Annotated in this window: 16 protein-coding genes and 1 pseudogene; 7 read left to right on the top strand and 10 right to left on the bottom strand. The window is 64.5% G+C overall.

Going from position 1 to position 20,184, the window contains the following annotated elements; all coding sequences use genetic code 11:
• Positions 1-7: 7 nt before the first annotated feature.
• From betA to RCH15_RS13325, 9 genes are all read right to left on the bottom strand, one after another.
• Positions 8-1,711: a choline dehydrogenase gene (betA, locus tag RCH15_RS13285; RefSeq protein ID WP_326961138.1), complete on the bottom strand. Its 1,704-nt coding sequence runs from the start codon at positions 1,709-1,711 to the stop codon at positions 8-10.
• Positions 1,712-2,040: 329 nt separating this feature from the next.
• Positions 2,041-2,625, bottom strand: a complete 585-nt coding sequence (locus tag RCH15_RS13290; protein WP_326961139.1) for a TetR/AcrR family transcriptional regulator — start codon at positions 2,623-2,625, stop codon at positions 2,041-2,043.
• 491 nt (positions 2,626-3,116) lie between these two features.
• On the bottom strand, positions 3,117-4,490 hold the full coding sequence (locus RCH15_RS13295; protein WP_326961140.1) for an L-serine ammonia-lyase: 1,374 nt from the start codon (positions 4,488-4,490) through the stop codon (positions 3,117-3,119).
• Positions 4,490-5,125: a sarcosine oxidase subunit gamma gene (locus RCH15_RS13300; RefSeq protein ID WP_326961141.1), complete on the bottom strand. Its 636-nt coding sequence runs from the start codon at positions 5,123-5,125 to the stop codon at positions 4,490-4,492. The genes RCH15_RS13295 and RCH15_RS13300 overlap by 1 nt, the downstream gene beginning before the upstream one ends.
• The gene (locus RCH15_RS13305; RefSeq protein ID WP_326961142.1) at positions 5,118-8,093 is read right to left on the bottom strand and encodes a 2Fe-2S iron-sulfur cluster-binding protein; all 2,976 of its coding nucleotides are present in this window, start codon (positions 8,091-8,093) and stop codon (positions 5,118-5,120) included. Before RCH15_RS13305 ends, RCH15_RS13300 begins: the two co-directional genes overlap by 8 nt.
• Entirely contained in the window at positions 8,090-8,509 is a 420-nt protein-coding gene (locus RCH15_RS13310) for a sarcosine oxidase subunit delta (RefSeq protein ID WP_326961143.1), read from the bottom strand. Before RCH15_RS13310 ends, RCH15_RS13305 begins: the two co-directional genes overlap by 4 nt.
• 14 nt (positions 8,510-8,523) lie before the next feature.
• Entirely contained in the window at positions 8,524-9,744 is a 1,221-nt protein-coding gene (locus tag RCH15_RS13315) for a sarcosine oxidase subunit beta family protein (protein ID WP_409017429.1), read from the bottom strand.
• Positions 9,741-11,039: a serine hydroxymethyltransferase gene (gene glyA / locus RCH15_RS13320; protein ID WP_326961173.1), complete on the bottom strand. Its 1,299-nt coding sequence runs from the start codon at positions 11,037-11,039 to the stop codon at positions 9,741-9,743. The genes RCH15_RS13315 and glyA overlap by 4 nt, the downstream gene beginning before the upstream one ends.
• Positions 11,040-11,245: 206 nt before the next feature.
• Positions 11,246-11,929 (bottom strand): GntR family transcriptional regulator, encoded by a 684-nt coding sequence (locus tag RCH15_RS13325; RefSeq protein ID WP_326961144.1) that lies wholly within the window; start codon positions 11,927-11,929, stop codon positions 11,246-11,248.
• Positions 11,930-12,049: 120 nt separating this feature from the next.
• Between RCH15_RS13325 and purU the strand changes: the two genes are divergently transcribed.
• The 4 genes from purU to RCH15_RS13345 all read left to right on the top strand — a co-directional run bounded on the left by purU (position 12,050) and on the right by RCH15_RS13345 (position 17,105).
• Complete coding sequence (purU, locus tag RCH15_RS13330) at positions 12,050-12,961, top strand: formyltetrahydrofolate deformylase (protein WP_326961145.1); 912 nt, start codon at positions 12,050-12,052, stop codon at positions 12,959-12,961.
• A 55-nt stretch (positions 12,962-13,016) separates the two neighbouring features.
• The gene (locus tag RCH15_RS13335; protein ID WP_326961146.1) at positions 13,017-15,509 is read left to right on the top strand and encodes a GcvT family protein; all 2,493 of its coding nucleotides are present in this window, start codon (positions 13,017-13,019) and stop codon (positions 15,507-15,509) included.
• A 97-nt stretch (positions 15,510-15,606) separates the two neighbouring features.
• A complete protein-coding gene (locus tag RCH15_RS13340; RefSeq protein WP_326961147.1) occupies positions 15,607-16,233 on the top strand; it encodes a cyclodeaminase/cyclohydrolase family protein in 627 nt (208 codons plus the stop codon).
• Entirely contained in the window at positions 16,230-17,105 is an 876-nt protein-coding gene (locus RCH15_RS13345; protein ID WP_326961148.1) for a bifunctional 5,10-methylenetetrahydrofolate dehydrogenase/5,10-methenyltetrahydrofolate cyclohydrolase, read from the top strand. The genes RCH15_RS13340 and RCH15_RS13345 overlap by 4 nt, the downstream gene beginning before the upstream one ends.
• Before the next feature lie 151 nt (positions 17,106-17,256).
• Here the strand turns inward: RCH15_RS13345 and RCH15_RS13350 are convergent, their stop codons facing one another.
• The gene (locus RCH15_RS13350; RefSeq protein WP_409017428.1) at positions 17,257-17,952 is read right to left on the bottom strand and encodes a GntR family transcriptional regulator; all 696 of its coding nucleotides are present in this window, start codon (positions 17,950-17,952) and stop codon (positions 17,257-17,259) included.
• Positions 17,953-18,131: 179 nt separating this feature from the next.
• Between RCH15_RS13350 and RCH15_RS13355 the strand changes: the two genes are divergently transcribed.
• The 3 genes and pseudogenes from RCH15_RS13355 (at position 18,132) to folE (ending at position 20,149) form a co-directional block, all read left to right on the top strand.
• Positions 18,132-19,004 (top strand): methylenetetrahydrofolate reductase, encoded by an 873-nt coding sequence (locus RCH15_RS13355; RefSeq protein ID WP_326961149.1) that lies wholly within the window; start codon positions 18,132-18,134, stop codon positions 19,002-19,004.
• 138 nt (positions 19,005-19,142) lie between these two features.
• Positions 19,143-19,553 (top strand): annotated as a pseudogene (locus tag RCH15_RS13360) (molybdopterin dinucleotide binding domain-containing protein); the annotation flags it as partial.
• 8 nt (positions 19,554-19,561) lie between these two features.
• On the top strand, positions 19,562-20,149 hold the full coding sequence (gene folE / locus RCH15_RS13365) for a GTP cyclohydrolase I FolE (RefSeq protein ID WP_326961175.1): 588 nt from the start codon (positions 19,562-19,564) through the stop codon (positions 20,147-20,149).
• Positions 20,150-20,184 lie beyond the last annotated feature (35 nt).

Consider the following 20,184-nt stretch of genomic DNA (forward strand, 5'->3'; position numbering starts at 1 on the left):
GTCATTCCTAGCCCCTGGCCGCAGGCGCGGCGTTGCCGTTACGCTCCAGCGGGCTGACGCCGTGCCGGTAGAACTCCGTGTGCTGCGGCGCCAAAGGTGCGTTGCCGGCGATCAGGTCGGCGGCCTTTTCAGCGAGCATCATGACAGGCGCGTAGATGTTGCCGTTGGTGACATAGGGCATTGCGGAGGCATCCACCACGCGGAGGCCCCTGGTGCCGTGCACGGTCATGTCCAGCGGGTTCACTACAGCCATGGGATCGGAATCGGGGCCCATCTTCGCAGTGCAGGACGGGTGGAGTGCTGTTTCGGCATCGCGGGCAACCCAGTCGAGGATCTCCGCGTCCGTCTGCACGGCCCTGCCCGGAGACAGCTCGCCCCCGCTGAAGGGGACCATGGCGGACTGGCCCAGGATGTCACGGGCAACCCGAACGGCCTCAACCCATTCGCGGCGGTCCTGGTCCGTGGAGAGATAGTTGAACACCATGGACGGGTGCTCGGTGGGATCGGTGGACTTGATCTTGAGGGTGCCGCGGGCATCGGAGTACATGGGGCCGATGTGCACTTGGTAGCCGTGCTTGGCATCGGCCTTCTGGCCGTCGTAGCGGACTGCGACCGGAAGGAAATGGAACATCAGGTTCGGGTAGGCAACATCCTCGTTGGAGCGGACGAAGCCGCCGCCCTCGAAGTGGTTGGTGGCTGCCGGTCCCGTCCGGCCCAGCAGCCACTGGAGCCCGATCAGCGGGTAGCGCCGCAGGTCAAGGTTGGGCTGCATGGAGACCGGCTGGGTGCAGGCGTGCTGGATGTAGACCTCGAGGTGGTCTTGGAGGTTTTCGCCGACGCCGGGCAGGTTGACAACGGAGTTGATGCCCAGGGAGTTCAGGTGGGTCGCGTCTCCAACGCCGGAGAGCTGGAGCAGCTGTGGGGTGTTGATGGCGCCGCCTGCGAGGATCACTTCGCCTGCGTTCACCTGGTGGGTCCTGCCGTTGCGGCGGTAAGTGACTCCGGTAGCCACGTTGCCCGTGAAGTTGACCTTGGTGACCAGGGCCCGGGTCAGGATGGTTAAGTTGTCCCGGCCGAAATTCGGCCGGAGGTAGGCGCGGGACGCCGAGAGCCGCTGGCCTTTGTGGACGTTGCGGTCAAATGCTGCGAAGCCTTCCTGGCGGTAACCGTTGACGTCATCCGTCAGCGGGTACCCCGCTTCCTGGGCGGCGGCGAAGAAAGCCTGGAACAGGGGGTTTGTGGCCGGGCCGCGTTCCAGCACGAGGGGGCCTGAGTGCCCGCGCAGTTCATCCGCCGGGTCCGCGGCGGACGCGGTTTCCATCCTGTTGAAGTACGGCAGGCAATGCGCGAAGTCCCATGTTTCCATCCCGGCGTCCGCGCCCCAGCGTTCGTAGTCGAGCGGGTTTCCGCGCTGGAAGATCATCCCGTTGATGGAGCTGGAGCCGCCCAGTACCTTGCCGCGTGCGTGCGCCACCCGACGGCCGCCCATGTGCGGCTCGGGGTCCGACTGATATCGCCAGTCGTACAAGGGATTGCCGCTGGGAAAGGTCAGCGCGGCGGGCATCTGGATGAAGAGGTCCCAGGGGTAGTCACTCCGCCCCGCTTCGAGGACCAGTACGCTTCTCTGGCCCCCATCGCTCAGGCGGTTGGCAAGCACGGACCCCGCGCTTCCGCCACCGACGATGACGTAGTCGTAGTTGGTTTTTGTCATGCTGCAAACTCTCCTTCTGTCTGGCGCAGATCTTCCGCCCAAGGCCGGTGATCCTGCTTCCGGAAACTGGCGCTACACCGTGGCGCTCCGGAGAAACCGCAGGACATCGCTGGTGTGGTGTAGGTCATACCGATGAACAGTAATGGAGCTTGAACAAGTGTTCAATAGCACTACTGGACAAGTGTTCAGAAAGTTTGTTTGTTACGTGCAAGGGCTGCGGCGGCTCGGCACGCGCCAGGGGCTGGCGGCCGTGCTGCGGCCGGCTTGAAGAGTTCTAGCGTCGTTGGAGAAGGCGGTGGCGCCGTCACGGAATTCCCAGACACTCCCCGCTACGCGGCGAAGGCGATCTCCTCAGTACGGGCGATGCTCCTTTGGATGGAGGCCTCGTCCACGCCCAGGAGCGCTGTCAGCCACATCCCGTTTTGCACAACAACAATGTCCGCCGCCCGCAGCCTGCATTCATCACTGGAAAGTTCAGGTTTCGCATTACCTATCAGCGCCGCGAGTCCGCTGAGGTACCGCTCGAAGGCCGCCGCGTTAATCAGGGCAAAGTCTTCATGGGCCTGGGCAAGAGCCCAGAGGTGGAGGCGCAGGGACAGATGTTCGGTGGTGAGGAATTCCGGGTCCGCAACGCGGCGAAGTGCCTTCTGAAGCTGCCCGTCGGGGGGTGATGCCGGATCGGGGGCGACCAGCTTGACATCGCGTTCGTCAATCTGATGCAAGGCCGCACGGATGAGGCTCATCTTGTCTTCGAAGTAGTAGTTCACCAGCCCGAGTGCCACGCCGGCTTCCCGGGCCACCGCGCGCATATTGACACCTGAGATGCCGTGGCGCGACAGCAGCTCCAGTGCCGCTTCGAGAATGCGCGCCTGCCTGTCAACCTGCTGGCCCGACTTCACGGTGTTTGTAATCATTTGGCCAGAATATGGCCAAAATCGTGACGGTGCATCCCGCTGACACGACGCCCTGCTCCAGTGCGGCCCTTAGAGTCACGTCGGTCCTCACGTGATCGTCTGTTGGTCGGTGGAATTAGCACCCCGGGGGCTAGGCCGGATCGTATACCCGGTCGGCTTATCAAAGAGCTTTCGCGTGCTGGCTCCAGCGGCCGCAATCCAAAGGACGGAGTCGTCGTCAGCTGCTTTTTCCACGACGCCGGTCACGATGTGCTCCCCTAAAAGCCACACCTCCACCGTGTGGCCCGTGAGCCGGGCCCAGTCGCTGCGTGGCCCGCGTCCAGCCGAGGTCCGCCCTGAACTCGTATCCGACATGATCCGCTACCAGCCGCGATCCACGCGGTTGCTGCCGGCGACGGTGACGTGTTCGTCTGAGAGTGGTCCAAGGGACACTTCTTTGGGGTGACTGCCTGGGTGCTTGTTCACACTTGGTGCTGCCGGCACTTCGGGGCTCAGCACTCGATGACGTTGACGGCGAGGCCTCCGCGGGAGGTTTCCTTGTACTTGGTTTTCATGTCTGCTCCTGTTTCACGCATGGTTTTGATGGCTTTGTCGAGGGATACTTTGTGGCTGCCGTCCCCGTGCAGGCACAGGCGCGCGGCGTTGATGGCCTTGACGCTGGCAATGGCGTTCCGTTCGATGCAGGGGATCTGCACCAGTCCACCGACGGGATCGCAGGTCAGCCCGAGGTTGTGTTCAATCCCGACTTCCGCGGCGTTTTCAACCTGCGCGGGGGTGCCGCCCAGGACTTCGCACAGCCCGGCCGCCGCCATGGAGCAGGCGGAGCCGACTTCCCCCTGGCAGCCCACTTCGGCGCCGGAGATGGAGGCGTTGATCTTGAAGAGGATTCCGACGGCGGCCGCTGCCAGGAGGAAGCGGACGACGCCGTCGTCGTTCGCGCCGGGGACGAACTTGACGTAGTAGTGCAGGACGGCGGGGACGATCCCGGCAGCGCCGTTGGTGGGTGCGGTGACGATCCGGCCGCCGGCGGCGTTTTCCTCGTTAACGGCGAGGGCGAAGAGGTTCACCCATTCCATCGCCCTGAGGGGGTCGGTGACGCCTGTGTCCGCGGTGAGGGTTTGGAAGAGCGACGGCGCCCGGCGCCTGACGTTCAGGCCGCCGGGAAGGATTCCCTCGGCGGCGCAGCCGTTGTCCACGCATTCGCGCATGACCGCCCACAGTGCCAGCAGCTTTTCGCGGAGTTCTGCTTCGGTGCGCCAGGTGAGCTCGTTGGCGAGCATGACCTCGGAGATGGACATCCCTTCGCGTTGGCAGATCACCAGGAGTTCGTCGGCGGTGGTGAACGGGAAGGGGAGGACTGTGGTGTCGGCCACCACGCGGTCGCCGGCGTCGGCGTCGCCGTCCACCACAAAGCCGCCGCCGATGGAGTAGAAGCTCCGTTCGCTCAGGACGGCCCCGCCGTGGTCGAGGGCCCGGAAGGTCATGCCGTTGGGGTGGGCCGGCAGGGACTTGCGCCGGTGCAGCACCACGTCCTCGTCCCAGTTGAAATCCACCCGGTGGTCCCCGCACACCCACAGTTCAGCGTCCAGGGCCGCGGCGGCCACCTGGTCATCAGCGGTGGCGGTGTCCACGGTTTCCGGGTCCAGCCCTTTGAAGCCCAGGACCACGGCCTTGTCCGAACCATGGCCCCGCCCCGTGGCACCGAGGGAACCGAACAGCTCAGCCTGGACGCGTTTGGTGGCGCTCAGGTGGCCGTCACCTTTGAGTCCGTCGGCGAACAGCTTTGCCGCCCGCATCGGGCCGACCGTGTGGGACGACGAGGGCCCGATGCCAACCGAGAACAGGTCCAGGACGCTGAGCGCCATCAGGGGACTTCCGGCGAGGCGTACTCGCGCATCCCATCGAGGAGCCACCGGCCCAGGAACTCCGCGAAGGAGGCGCGTGGGAAGAGCCGGAAGCTGTCCTCCCCGGTCTTCTCAAGGACCACCGGGATGTTGCCGACCTCGGTGGCCAGGGCTGTTCCCGGGGTGAAGCTGCGGGGGTGCAGGTCAAGGGCGCAGCCCTTTTCCAGGACTGCCCGGGCGCGCGGACCGGAGAGCTCGAACGTGGTGCGGTTCGCGGAGAGGTCCACCACCTGGCCCGGGGCATCGCCCAGTGCATCCACGAGGGAGCCGATGAGGTTGCCGCCCAAGGAATCATGGGCTGCTTCCGGTGCCACCACCAGGAACTCGGACGGTCCGAGCCAGAGGACGCTGATGCTGTCCGTGCCGGTGACTTCGCCGCAGTGTGCCGGCAGTGCGCCGGTGACGGCTGCGATCCGGGATCCTTCCTCGGAGCGGGGGTCCACGCGGACGCCGGCCATGGTCTGGAACGGGCCTTCGTTGAGGACCACCTTGTCCGGGACGGAGCCGGCCGCCAGGGCCTCGGCCAGGTGGGAGGCGGGGCTGCGGCGGATGTTCCGCACTCCATTGATCCCTGTCAGTGCTGCTGTCTTAGCCATCTTTGCGGGTCCCTTCGGGGTCAAAAAGTACGGTCTCTGCGATGACGACGTCAACGAGCTGGTCGCCGGCGGCGGCCACGAGGGTCTCACCGATGCGGTTGCGGCCATTCTTGATCAGTGCCAGCCCGAAGGAACGTCCCAGGGCGGCGCTGTGGTAGCTCGAGGTCACGAAGCCCTGCATGGGGACGGGGCCGTAGGCGGGGCTGGTGGGGATGCCTTTTTCCACGAGCTGGGTGCCTTCGGGCAGCCGGATCGTTCCGTCCACGGGAAGGACGCTGACCAGGTGCTTCCGGTCGGTGCGGCCGGCGTCCTTGCGGGCGTAGGAGCGCTTGCCGATGAACTCTTTGGCCTTGGACACCACCCATTCCATGCCCGCGTCCTGCGGGGTGACGGTGCCGTCGGTGTCCTGCCCGACGATCGGGTAGCCCTTTTCGGCGCGGAGCACGTGCATGGTTTCGGTGCCGTAGGCGGTGATGTTGAAGTCCGCCCCCGCGGCGGCCACAGCTTCCCAGGTGTTCAGCCCGTACCAGGACGGGACGTTGATCTCGTAGGCCAGCTCCCCGGAGAACGAGATCCGGCAGACCCGGGCCTGCACGCCGGAGGCAAGCGTGGTTTCCTTGAAGGTCATGAACGGGAAGGCTTCCGCTTCCAGACCGCCGTCCGCGGCCAGTTCCGGGGCCACCTTCGCGAGGACCGCCCGGGATTTGGGCCCGACAACGGCAATGGTGGACCACTGTTCGGTCACCGACGTGCAGTGCACGTCCAGGTCCGGCCATTCGGTCTGCAGCCATTCCTCCAGCCAGTCAAGGACCTTCGCGGCGCCGCCGGTGGTGGTGGTCATGAAGTATCGGTCCTCGTCTAGGCGCAGAGTCACGCCGTCATCGAAAATCATGCCGTCTGCCATGCACATCACGCCGTAGCGGGCGGACCCCGGGGCGAGCTTCTTGAACGCGTTGGTGTAGATCCGGTTGAGGAACTCCCCGGAGTCCTTGCCCCGGATTTCGATCTTGCCCAGGGTGGTGGCGTCCATGAAGCCGACGGAGCCGCGGACGGCGGCGCATTCGCGCAGCACTGCGGCGTCCATGTCCTCCCCGGCCTGCGGGTAGTACCTGGGGCGCTTCCACTGCCCGACGTCCTCGAACAAGGCACCCTGGGCGACGTGCCAGGGGTGGATGGAGGTAACCCGGGCGGGGTCGAAGAGTTCGCCGCGCTGGCGTCCGGCGAGAGCCGCGAACGCCACCGGGGTGAACGGTGCACGGTAGGTGGTGGTGCCGATGTCGCCGATCCCGCGTGTGGCTTCCCCTGCCTGGCGGAGCGCGGCGGCGATCACGCCGATCGCATTGACGCCGGAGGTTTTGCCCTGGTCGTTGGCCGTGCTGATCGAGGTGTAGCGCTTGATGTGTTCCACGGACCGCATGCCGGCTCCGGTGGAACGCAGCACGTCGGCCACGGACTGGTCGCGCTGGAAGTCCACGAAGTGGTGGTGCCAGTCCTCCGGCGTGCCGGACTGGCCCGGGACCAGCCACAGCTGCCGGGTCGGGGCAGAGGCCTTCGGTTCCCCGATGGGGGCGGGCTCGGCGACTGCGCCAGCATTTCCAGGGCTGAAGCCGGCGGCGATGGCTGCCGATGCTCCGGCGGAGATGCCCTCGGCCACGCAGTCCTCGAGTTCGAAGCTGCCGCGGCCGGAGCCGATGCTCTGCTGGTTCGGGACCACGGTGCCCGGCACGAAAGCGGCGAGCTCATCGTCCCAGCGCAGCTTGCCCTGCCGCTGGGAGTGGAGGTGGACCAGCGGGCTCCAGCCACCGGAAACGGCCAGCAGATCGCAGGCGATCTCCTCGATGCCGGAGGTGAGGTCGCCGTCGTCGTTGATGCTGCGGACCGTGACGGCGTTGAGCCGGCCGCCGCCGGAGTCCGTGCCATCTCCAGAGGATGAGGTGTCGGCCACGGCGCTGCCGATCAGCACCCGGATGCCGGCCTCGACGGCGGCCGCCGCCACCTTGGTGAGCTGGGGCCGGGCGTCGACGATTGCGGCGACCTTGACGCCGGCGGCGCGCAGGTCCGCTGCCAGGGCGTAGGCGCTGTCATTGGTAGTGCTGATAAGAACGCGCTGCCCGGCCGCGACGGCGTAGCGGTTGAGGTAAGTGCGGACGGCCGAGGCGAGCATGATGCCGGGGCGGTCGTTGTTTTCAAAGACCAGCGGGCGTTCGTGGGCGCCGGGAGCGACCACCACCTGGTTGGCGCGCACGTGCCAGATCCGCTGCCGGGACACACCGGGGGCGGCGGGGCTGGACAGGTGGTCGGTGCGGTTCTGGACCGCGATGACGTAGTTGGCGTCGTAGGCACCGAAGGCGGTGGTGCGGTTCAGGACCGTGCTTTCGGCTCCCGAGACGAGCTCCGCTTCCACGTCCGCCACCCATTCCAGGGCCGGCTTGCCTTCAACGGTCTCGACCAGGCCGGGAGCCGTGGACCCGGACAGGAGAGATCCGCCCAGTTCGGGCTGGTCGTCCATCAGGATCACGCGGGCGCCGGTGCGGACGGCCTCGCGGGCCGCGGCCAGGCCTGCCGGGCCGCCGCCGATCACCAGGACGTCGGTGTGGACGTACTTCTTGTCGTACTCGGCGTGGTCCTCCTCCGGATCCAGCTTGCCCAGGCCGTTGAGCAGCTCGGCTTTCAGTCCGTCCACCAGCGTCACCGTGGTGGCGGGAAGCATGGACTCGGCCACGTGGCCCGGGAACCGGGGTTCAATACGGACCAACGCGTTGGATTCCTCCACGCCGGCGGACATGATGCCGCGGGCGCGGTCCTCGTAGAGCGAGTTGCCGGCGGCAATGCGGCCGTTGGCGAGCAGGGCCGAGGCGAGGGTGTCGCCGGGGTGGCCGGTGAAGTCCTCGCCGTCCACGGTGAAACGCCAGGAGATGGTGCGGTCGATGCGTCCGCCGGCGGCGAGGCGGGCGTTCTGGGAAGTCACTTGGTTGCTCCTTCCGGGGCGGTGGCGCTGGCGGGGGCTGTGCTTGAGGCAGTGCTGGTTGCAGCGATGCTGGGCGCCGCGGTCCCGGTGGTGGTGCTGTCCGGGGCGGTGCTGCCAGTGCCGGACTCAGGCGCCGGGGCGGGCTTGTCCGGACGGGCGACGCCCATCGGGTAGACAGCCTGGATCTCGTAGCTGACGGTGTCGCGGAGCACGTTGAACCACTGGCGGCAACCGGTGCTGTGCAGCCAGCGTTCGGCGAAGGCGCCCTTGGTGTTGTCGCGGTAGAACAGGAACTCGGCCCATTCACGGTCGTTCAGGTCGTTAGGGTTCTCCGGGTACGGGACGTGGGCCTGGCCGCCGTAGTGGAACTCGGTCTCGTCGCGCGAGCCGCAGTTGGGGCATGAAATGAGGAGCATGTCCGGACTCTCTTCTAGTGGGCCACGGCGGCCGCGCCGTGTTCGTCGATCAGGGCGCCGGTTTCGAACCGCTCGAGGGCAAACGGCTTGTTCAGCTCGTGCGGCGTTCCCGTGGCGATGGTGTGGGCAAAGGTGAGGCCCGCAGCCGGGGTGCCCTTGAAGCCGCCGGTTCCCCAGCCGCAGTTCACGAACATGTTCTCCACCGGTGTGGTGCCCACGATGGGCGAGGCGTCCAGGGTGGTGTCCACGATCCCGCCCCAGGTCCGGAGCACATGGGCGCGGGCGAAAATCGGGAAAAGCTCGACGGCGGCCGCCATCTGGTGCTCGATCACATGGAACGAACCGCGCTGGCCGTAGCCGTTATAGGAGTCCACGCCGGCCCCCATGACCAGTTCGCCCTTGTGCGCCTGGGAAACATAGACGTGCACGTGGTTGGACATCACCACGGTCGGGTGGACCGGCTCGTGCAGTTCGGACACCAGGGCCTGGAGCGGGTGGGACTGGATGGGCAGCCGGAACCCGGCCATTTCCGCCAGGACCGAGCTGTGCCCGGCCGCGCAGAGGCCGACCTTTTCGGTGTTGATGGTGCCGCGGTTGGTCTTGACGCCGGTGACCCGGTTGCCGTCCTTGAGAAAGCCGGTGACTTCGCAGTTCTGGATGATATCCACGCCGAGTTCGTCGCATTTGCGGGCGAACGCCCAGGCCACGTGGTCGTGCTTGGCGATGCCGGCGCGCGGCTGGTACGTGGCGCCCATGACCGGGTAGCGGATGTTGTCGTTGATGTTCAGGATGGGGCAGAGTTCCTTGACCTGCTGCGGGTCCAGCCATTCGGCGTCGACGCCGTTGAGCTTGTTCGCTCCAACGCGGCGCATGCTCTCGCGAACGTCACCCAGGGTGTGGGCGAGGTTCATCACGCCACGCTGGCTGAACAGAAAATCGTACTCGAGCTCCTCCGGCAGGATCTCCCAGAGCTTCAGCGCGTGCTCGTAGATCGCCGCGGACTCGTCCCAGAGGTAGTTGGAGCGGATGATCGTGGTGTTCCGGGCCATGTTCCCGCCGGCGAGCCAGCCCTTTTCCAGGACGGCGATGTTGGTCATCCCGTGGTTCTTGGCCAGGAAGTAGGCCGTGGCCAGGCCGTGCCCGCCGCCGCCCACAATCACCGCGTCGTAGCTCTTCTTGGGGTCCGGGTTGTGCCAGAGGAATTCCGGGTGCTCCGGAAGCAGATCGGCCATCATGCCACCTCGGTCACGTCAGAGGAAAGGTTGGGGTAGAGGGGGAACTTTCCGGCCAGGATTTCAACCCGCTGCCGGAGTTCCGCCACGGTCTCGTCGCTGAACTCGCGCTTGAGTGCTGCGGCGATAATGTCCGCGACCTCGGTGAATTCTGCCTTCCCGAAGCCACGTGTGGCCAGGGCCGGCGTGCCGATACGAAGACCGGAAGAGACCATGGGCGGACGCGGGTCGAAGGGTACGGCATTGCGGTTGACCGTGATGCCGATCCGGTGCAGGCGGTCTTCGCCCTGCTGGCCGTCCAGTTCCGAATTGCGCAGATCCACCAGGATCAGGTGCACGTCCGTGCCACCGCTGACTACGGTGACGCCGGACTCTGCAACGTCGGCGGACAGTATGCGATCTGCGATGATGCGGGCGCCTTCCAGGGTGCGCTCCTGGCGTTCCTTGAATTCGGACGACGCAGCGAGCTTGAACGCAACAGCCTTCGCGGCAATGACGTGCTCCAGCGGGCCACCCTGCTGTCCGGGGAACACCGCGGAGTTGACCTTCTTGGCGATGTCGGCGTCGTTGGTCAGGATCACACCGCCGCGCGGGCCGCCAAGGGTCTTGTGGGTGGTGCTCGTGACGATGTGGGCGTGAGGCACGGGGTTGGGGTGAAGGCCCGCGGCCACCAGGCCTGCGAAATGCGCCATGTCCACCATCAGGTAGGCGCCGACCAGGTCCGCGATCCGGCGGAACTCGGCAAAGTCGAGCTGCCGGGAGTAAGCGGACCAGCCGGCGACGATCAGCTTCGGCTTGTTCTCGATCGCCAGTCGCTCGACTTCAGCCATGTCGATCAGCATGGTGTCTTCGGCCACGCCGTACGGGACCACTGTGTAGAGCTTGCCGGAGAAATTGATGCGCATCCCGTGTGTCAAGTGCCCACCGTGTGCGAGGTTCAGCCCCAGAATGGTGTCGCCGGGCTGGATGAGGGCGAACATCGCCGCTGCATTGGCCTGGGCGCCGGAGTGGGGCTGGACCTTAGCGAATTCAGCGCCGAAGAGTGACTTGAGGCGGTCGATGGCCAGCTGCTCGACCACGTCGACGTGCTCGCAGCCGCCGTAGTAGCGCTTCCCGGGGTAGCCCTCGGCATACTTGTTGGTCAGCACAGATCCCTGGGCTTCCATGACGGCAGTCGGCGCAAAGTTTTCGGAGGCGATCATCTCCAGTGTGCCCTGCTGGCGCAGCAGTTCCTGGTGCACAGCGGCGTGGATCTGGGGATCGGTCTCTGCGAGCGAGCGGGTCAAAACGTCGACCATCATGTCTCCTAGTCTCTCTAATATCCTGTTGATATATTAGTTCAGTGATTCAAGTATGCTATCGGGGCCGGTGGGTGTCAACCGATTTCCCAACCGGCGTGGGCGGCGGGGCTGGTAGCCACGCAACGGACCAAAGCGGCCCGGAACGGGCTAATGCGCAGCCCATTCAGGGCTGCGCATTAGTTTCGCGGCCGGCGGCGCCCGCCTCAGGCGGCGAAAAGAGCTTCGCGTACCGCGTGCTCGAAGCCACTGACGTGGATCCGTGCGAGTTCAGCGGCCCCTGCCTCATCTCCGTCGATAACGGCACGGAGCAGGTCCACATGCTCGTGGACGTGCCGGGACAGGTCCGGCAGGCGATCCAGGACCATGCACCAGATTCGTGTTGCGAGATTGTCGTAGCGGATCAGGACATCTTCGAGGTGGGGATTGCCGGCAGCGGCATAGATGCCCCGGTGCACGCTGGCGTCCAGCCGCAGTGTTTCGACGACGGACGCTGCGCTAGCGTCGAATGCCTCAACGGCGCGCATGACATCGCGTAGCTGCTCCCTGGCAGACGCCGTGGCCACGCGCGCGGCCCGGGAAGCGGCAAGGGGTTCAAGCTGCGTGCGGATTTCGGAAATGAACGCAAGGTCAGTAACCTCCACGCGCGTCGCGAAAGTTCCCCTCCGCGGGTAGGACACGACTAGGCGATCGAGCTCCAGCCGCTTCAAGGCTTCGCGCACCGGCGTCCGCCCCACGCCAAGGTCCTTGGCGAGCTGGTCATCATTGAGGAGATCGCCGGGTTTGATGTCCAGCATCAGCAGCCGGTCCCGAATGCGTTCATAGGCCACATCCGCCAACGACCTCCTTGCGGCATCATCACCAGCACGCACCAAAGCTTCGACAGCCATCCGTGGACCCCTTTCAATTCCCGTGAGAAGGCTATTGACCTCCCCCAGTGACCAGTATACGCTGGTGATCAAATCTAATATATCAGTAACAATTCTAGGAATATATCTAAAGGCGGAGACATGACGCTAGTTGCGACAGACTCATCTACCAGCACGCTGCCCCACCCGGAGGTTTTGGAGGAAGAGACGAAGAAGTTCGTTCTCACATTGTCGTGCGTCGAACGCGCAGGCATCGTCCAAGCGGTCACCACGTTCCTCTTTGAGCGTGGCTTCAACATCGAAGAACACCAGCAGTTCGATGACGGCCTCCGCGAGACTCTGCATCTGCGCACGGCATTCTCGGGCCCCTCTGCCCACACCCCGGACGGGCTCGAGGAGGAATTCCGTTCGATCGCTGACCGCTTCGATATGAAATTCAGCTTTCATGACGAGACGAAGCAGCGCCTCCTCGTCATGGTGTCCAAGTTCGGCCACTGCCTGAACGACTTGCTGTTCCGCTGGCGGGGCGGAAGCCTCGGCGGCGACATCGCCCTTGTGGTTTCCAACCATGAAACCCACCGGGCCATGGCCGAGGCCGCCGGCGTCCCCTTCATCTACCTCCCGGTGACCCCCGAGACCAAGGCAGATACCGAGCGGCGCCTGCTGGAATTGGTGGACGAGCATAACATCGACCTCGTCGTACTCGCCCGGTACATGCAGGTACTGTCCGACGACCTTTGCCGCTCTTTGGCAGGCCGGGCTATCAACATCCACCATTCCTTCCTCCCGGGATTCAAGGGTGCGCGCCCTTACCACCAGGCCTACGATCGTGGCGTCAAGCTGGTGGGCGCCACGGCCCACTACGTCACCGCGGAACTGGATGAGGGACCAATCATCGAACAGGAAGTCATCAGGGTCGACCACAGCTACGGGCCGACCGCCCTTTCAACGGTTGGCCAGGACGCGGAGGCACTGGCACTGTCCCGCGCCGTGCGCTGGCACTGCCAACACCGTGTGCTGCTGGATCGGACCAGCACTGTCGTGTTCCGGTAAGTAGAAGCCACCAAACCCGCAGAGACAACACACGAATATCAGCAGGAGAAACCACATGGCATCGACGCCAAGCATTGTCATCATCGGAGCCGGAATCGTCGGCACGAACCTGGCCGATGAACTGGTCACCCGGGGATGGAACAACATCACCGTCCTGGACCAAGGTCCACTGAACATGCCGGGGGGCTCCACCTCCCACGCCCCGGGCCTTGTCTTCCAGACGAACCCCTCAAAGTCCATGGCGCTCTTCGCCAAGTACACGGTGGAGAAGCTATTGTCCTTGACCGAGGACGGCGTCAACTGCTTCAACCAGGTCGGCGGCCTCGAGGTCGCCACCACCGAGACACGTCTGGCTGACCTGAAGCGGAAGCTCGGATACGCGGCATCGTATGGAATCAACGGCAAGATGCTTTCGCGTGAAGAGTGCATGGAGCTCTACCCCCTCCTGAACGAGGAGGACGTCCTGGGTGGACTCCATGTCCCCAGCGACGGCCTGGCCAACGCCGCCCGCGCCGTTCAGCTGCTGATCAAACGTACGGAAGCCGCGGGCGTCAAGTACCGGGGCAACACCGCGGTCACGGGTATTGAACAGTCCGGCCGGCGCGTCACGGGTGTCCAGACGTCCGACGGTGTTATCCCTGCGGACATCGTGGTTTCCTGCGCAGGCTTCTGGGGGGCCAAGATCGGCGAAATGATCGGCATGTCCGTCCCTCTTCTGCCCTTGGCTCACCAGTACGTCAAGACCACTCCGGTGCCGGCGTTGAAAGGCAAGAATGACCTGCCCAACGGGGCCTCCTTGCCCATTCTGCGACACCAGGACCAGGACCTTTACTACCGCGAGCATGGCGAACGCTACGGCATCGGTTCCTACGCCCACCGCCCCATGCCCGTGGACCTTGACGAACTCGGCACCTTTGAGCCCGCCGCGATCAGCGAACACAATATGCCGTCCCGGCTGGATTTCACTTTGGAGGACTTCCTTCCGGCATGGGAAGCTACGAAGCGGATGCTGCCCGCGCTGCGGGAAAGCGATATAGAGGATGGCTTCAACGGCATCTTCTCCTTCACCCCCGACGGCGGATCCCTGGTGGGCGAGTCCAAGGAGTTGGACGGCTTCTTCGTCGCCGAAGCCGTGTGGGTGACCCACTCTGCCGGTATCGCCCGCGCCGTTGCCGAACTGCTGACCACCGGCAGGTCGGAGATCGATCTGGGTGATTGCGATATTCATCGCTTTGAAGAGGTCCAGCTGACCCCGGAGTACGTCAGCGAAACGTCACAGCAGAATTTCGTGGAAATCTACGATGTCCTCCACCCACTCCAGTCCAAGCTCTCCCCCCGCAACCTGCGCGTGAGTCCGTTCCACGCCCGCCACAAGCAGTTGGGCGGGTTCTTCCTGGAGGGCGGCGGATGGGAACGCCCGTACTGGTTCGAAGCGAACGCGGAGCTGCTGAAGGAAATGCCGGACAGCTGGCTGCCGCCAGCCCGCGACGCCTGGTCGGGGATGTTCAGCTCTCCGATTGCCGCCGCTGAAGCCTGGAAGACCCGCACGGCGGTGGCCATGTACGACATGACTCCGCTCAAACGCCTCGAGGTCTCCGGCCCGGGAGCACTGAAGCTGCTGCAGGAACTCACCACCGCGGACATGGCAAAGAAGCCCGGCGCGGTCACCTACACCCTCCTGCTGGACCACGCCGGCGGCATTCGCAGCGACATCACCGTGGCCCGGCTGAGCGAAGAAACCTTTCAGCTCGGAGCCAACGGAAACATCGACACTGCCTACTTTGAGAGGGCAGCCCGCCATCAGACTGAAAGCGGGAGCGCCAGCGACTGGGTACAGGTGCGCGACACGACGGGCGGCACGTGCTGTATCGGCCTCTGGGGTCCCCTCGCCCGGGACCTGATCAGCACCGTCAGCAGCGATGATTTCAGCAATGACGGTCTCCGATACTTCCGCGCCAAGGAGGTAGTCATCGGCGGCGTCAACGTGACGGCCATGCGCCTGTCGTACGTCGGCGAGCTGGGCTGGGAACTCTACACAAGCGCAGACAACGGGCAGCGTCTCTGGGATGCACTGTGGAAGGCCGGCCAGCCTCACGGTGTCATCGCGGCGGGCCGTGCAGCATTCGGCGCGCTGCGTCTTGAAAAAGGTTACCGCTCATGGGGCACAGACATGACCACCGAGCACGATCCCCTGGAAGCCGGACTGGGATTCGCCGTGAAGATGGCCAAGGAATCCTTCGTCGGAAAGGAAGCGTTGGAAGGCCGTACCGAGGAAAACTCCGCACGGCACCTGCGCTGCCTGACGGTCGACGACGGCCGGAGCATCGTCCTGGGCAAGGAACCGGTCTTTTACAAGGACCAGGCGGTCGGCTACGTCACCAGCGCCGCCTACGGCTACACCGTCGCCAAACCGATCGCCTACGCGTACCTCCCGGCCGCTGTCTCCGTGGGCGACTCCGTTGAGATCGAGTATTTCGGCCGGCGTATCCAGGCCACGGTTACCGCAGATCCGCTGTACGACCCCACGATGACCAGGCTCCGCGGCTAACACCCCGCCGGACCATTCAAGGCCGCGGCCCGGACCCATCCCCTCGAACCAGGGTCCGGGCCGCAGCCTTCAATGGCTCTCATACCCAGGAAGACACATGATCAGTTCAGAAACAATCAATGGCTACCTTGCCAGCCTTGCCTCACGCGAGCCCACCCCCGGCGGCGGCGCCGTCGCAGCCATCCACGCCGCCCAGGGGGCGGCACTCGTCGCCATGGTTGGCAGGTACACCACCGGCCCGAAATACGACCAGCACGCCGAGCTCGTTCACAGGATCATCAGCACTGCGGACGGACTGGTGGCCGAGGCGCTGGGGCTGGCTGACGCTGACCAACATGCGTTCCAGGGCGTCATTGATTCGTACAAACTTCCGACCGGGACGGACGATCTCAAGGCCGCACGAACGGAAGCCATCCAGGGTGCCCTCATCCTGGCCGCTCAAACCCCCGCGCAACTCATCAAGCTAGCCGGCGCCGTTGTGGATCTTGCCACGGAACTTTTCGAGGTCGCGAACGCCAATGTGATCAGCGACATCGCTGCTGCCGCAGACGCAGCCCGCGCAGCCGCCACTACCGCCCGGGTGAACATCGACATTAACATGGTGGCCATCAAAGAAGCCGCGGCCCGTTCACGGCTGGCTGCCCAGACCGACGGTATTGAGGAAAAGGTCATCTTGGCAGCAGACTCCCTCGTGGGGGGCGTGCGCGGAAGGATCCTCGGTTGAGCACCGTACTCCTCTCCGGGAAAACGCTGGCAAAGACCATCCAGCAGAAAGCCCATGATGAGGCGCAGGACCTTGCAACGGACGGGCAACGGCCCACGATCGCGGTCGTTGTGGCCACCGACGACGGCTCCACGCATTGGTATGTCCGGTCCATTGAACGGGCCGCGGAGAAAGCCGGCATCAGTTGCCGGGTCGTGGACCTTGGCCAGGGTGCCAGCGGACAAGCCCTGGCCGCCGTCCTGAAGGACCTCAGCGCCGATCTTTCCGTGAACGGCATCATCCTCCAGACACCTCTGCCTCCCGGCGTCCAGACGGATGAGCTGGTCCGGCACATTGCCCCGGAGAAGGACATAGATGGCGCGAACCCGTTAAGCCTGGGACGGCTGGCTGTTGGCCAGCCCGCGTTCGCGCCTGCCACTGCCCGCGCCGTAATCGAGATCCTTGACCACTTTGACATCCAACTTGCTGGCCGGAACGTCGTCGTCATTGGCCGTTCCGCCGTGGTGGGAAAGCCACTGTCATTGCTGCTGCTGGAACGGGACGCCGCGGTTACTATCTGCCACTCCAGGTCAGGTCCGCTGGAGAAATACACGAAGACCGCTGACGTCGTGGTCGTTGCAGCCGGGCGCACCGGCCTGCTGATCGGCGACCACGTTTCTTCAGCGGCCACCGTGATCGACGTCGGCACCAATGTCCTTCCCGACGGATCACTCGTGGGGGATGTCGACGCCGCCAGCGTGCGCGGCGTCGCCGCGGCGCTGACCCCTGTCCCCGGCGGCGTCGGCTCCGTCACCACGTCACTGCTTCTCCTGCACACAACCGAGGCCGCACGGAAACAATCGCGTGATCTAGCTCTGGAAGCTGCCGGGTAATCCACGGTAGATGCACTTGCAAGCCCTGGAACGGGTTGTCGTTGCCGTCGAAGGGCGCGGATACCCCTGAAGGGCGGGACGTTGTCTCCGCGCTCGAGTCCTGGACCCTTCGCACCCTGAAGTGCTTTCCGCCTCCGCGGCCGGTTGCCGTCTACAGCACAGCCCTGATGAGCTTCTCGAAATCGGTGACGTGCTGGGCGGTCAACCGCGCAGCAGCTTCGGAGTCCCCAGCCGCGATGCATTCGAGAAGCTCAATATGCTGGGCAATATGCTCGGACACCGGCGGAAGCTTTTCCAGCACCAGGCTCCAAATCCGTGTTGCCAGATTGTCGTAACGAATCAGGACATCCTGGAGGTGCCGGCTTCCTGTGGCGCGATAGATCGTCCGGTGTACCCGCATGTCCAGGCGCATGAGGTCCTGCTGCGACTGCATCGTTGGTAGCAGCTGCTCTACTTCCCGGGCGATGTCCCTAAGCTCCTGCCGAAGCTTCGGCGACGCCATCCGCGCAGCCCGCGCGGCTGCGGCAGGCTCCAGAAGGTGGCGAATCTCGGAGATTTCAGCCAGATCCTTAATGTCCACGCCCGCGGCGAACGTTCCGCGCCGTGGATAGGCCACCACCAAATGGTCGCTCTCAAGCCGCTTCATAGCTTCGCGGATTGGCGTCCGGCCCACACCGAGACGCTTGGAGATTACTTCATCGTTGAGGGGCTCCCCCGGCTTGATGTCCAGAACGATCAATTCATCGCACAAGATCCTGTAAGCGAAGTCGGCGAAGGATTCGTCGTCTTCCCGCTGCGGCATCGAGGAACCCCCCGCCTCCACTGTTAATCCGCCAGCGTTTGACATTTTCAAGACTCCTCCGATGCGCGTCCGAGCCTTGACGCCCCGGCTCTCAGTACATAGTATTGCAACAACTGATATATCAATACGTCAACATCAGAATGTCACGGGGTTACAGCGCCGTCCACATGATGAACCCCGGACTGAACGGGCTTTGTGAACCCTTACGGCACGAATGGAGAGCAATGGGCAATGAAGCTGTTGCAAGGGTGCGGCTGGAAGTTGTTCCTTCAGCCGATCTGCTCACGGCGCTCCCCCCGGTATTTGATCCTCCGGGTTCCGTGAGTGTGACGTGCCTTCCGCACCACGGTCCTGAACGCACCGTAGAAACATCCACGCATCTGGCGCGCCTGGGATACCACGCGGTTCCCCATTTTGCCGCCCGCAGCCTCACCAGCGAGGCCCAGCTGCATTCCCTGCTGCTGGAGTTGCAGGGGGCGGGAGTCTCCGAGCTGTTTCTCGTTGCCGGTGACCGCCGCACCCCCGCGGGTCCCTACTGCTGGAGCGGGCAGCTCCTGGAGGCTGTCAAAGCATATTCGGCTGACTTTTCCGTAGGCATTGCCGGCTACCCCGAAGGCCACCCCCACCTGGCCCACGACAACCTCGTGAGCAGCCTCGGGATCAAGGCGCCGATGGCGTCATCCCTGGTCACCCAGATGTGCTTTTCTGCCGAGGCGATCAGCGACTACATTCGGATGATCCGCGAGAACGGCGTCGAGCTCCCTGTGTGGGTTGGGGTGCCCGGTCCGGTCTCAGTCAAAAAACTGGTGTCCATGGGAGCACGACTTGGTGTGGGTCGTTCGCTCAAGCTGGCTCGCAGTTCAGGCATGGCAGGCGCCCTCTGGCAGCGGGGGGACTTGATGAACTACGACAGTGGCCGACTGATTCGCGAAGTTCACCAAAAGCTGGCGGGTGATCCCCTCTTTGCCGGTATCCACGTCTACACCTTCAACGACCTGGGCCGCTTGCCCGGCCTCCTGGACAGCCTGCCGATGCTGCATGAGGCCACCACAAAGCCACCAAGCAAACCCGGACCGCTGTTTCCTGCCCGGACCTGAAGGGAAGATCACATGGCTTCAAAAGCCCCGTTACATAACATCGACGAGTCAAGGCTGACCGTCACCAAACCCATAACCAAGGCCGTCGAAATCCCCGCGGCGGTGAACTCGCTGAAGATCTCCCTCGAGCAGATGGCATCGGGCAAGGCCCACTTCACCGGCAATGACCTGGGATTCATCAAAGTACCCGAGGGGCGGCTGGTCCTACAGACCCTGCACTCACATAACCAGTACAGCAACACAACGTATGGCAAGGATGACCGATACCGCGGTATCCGAGGTGGGCGTCGGGCGGTTCTCGTCAACGAGGCTGACACCGCTGAGCTGGGCTTTAGGGACTGTGACATAGTTCATTTGATTTCCGAGTTCCGGGGGACAGAGCGGCGGGCGGAGAACTTCCGGATCGTTTCGTACTCAGCACCGAAGGGCTGTGCGGCAGCGCGCTACCCGGAGACCAACGTGCTCGTGCCGCTAGATTCGGTAGCTGACACCCGCGGTACACCGACATCCAATTCCGTCATCGTGCGGCTGGAACGGGCCGAAGCGTGAGCGCCGACATGACGACGGCAACAGCATCCAAGGGTGTGGACGGGCCGCGGGTTGAGCAGGCCGTCCGTGAATATCTGCTTGCGATCGGAGAGGACCCTGACAGGCCAGGGCTCGTGGACACGCCCGCGCGGGTGGCCCGGGCGGCTGCGGAGATATTTGGCGGGCTTCATGAGGACCCCCTGGCCGTGCTGGATAAGACCTTTGACCTTGGGCACGGAGAAATGGTCATCGTCAAGGACATCCCTTTCTACTCCACCTGTGAGCACCACCTGGTGCCCTTCCACGGCCTAGCCCACGTTGGCTACATCCCATCGGCTGAGGGTCTCGTCACAGGGCTGAGCAAGCTGGCCCGGCTCGTCGATGTCTTTGCACGCAGGCCCCAGGTCCAAGAACGGCTGACAACGCAGGTCGTTGATGCGCTGGTTAGTTCGCTGCGGCCACTGGGGGCCATTGTGGTCGTTGAGTGTGAGCACCTCTGCATGTCGATGCGCGGTGTCCGCAAGCCAGGGGCCAAGACCATCACTTCAGCCGTCCGCGGGGAGCTTCGTCTGCCGGCGGCCCGGGCTGAGGCGCTCAGCCTGATACACGGCCGCTAAGAAATCTCTGGACACCCACCCAGTCCTGCAATACC

This window comes from Arthrobacter sp. MP_M4, assembly GCF_035984855.1.
Lineage (GTDB): Bacteria > Actinomycetota > Actinomycetes > Actinomycetales > Micrococcaceae > Arthrobacter.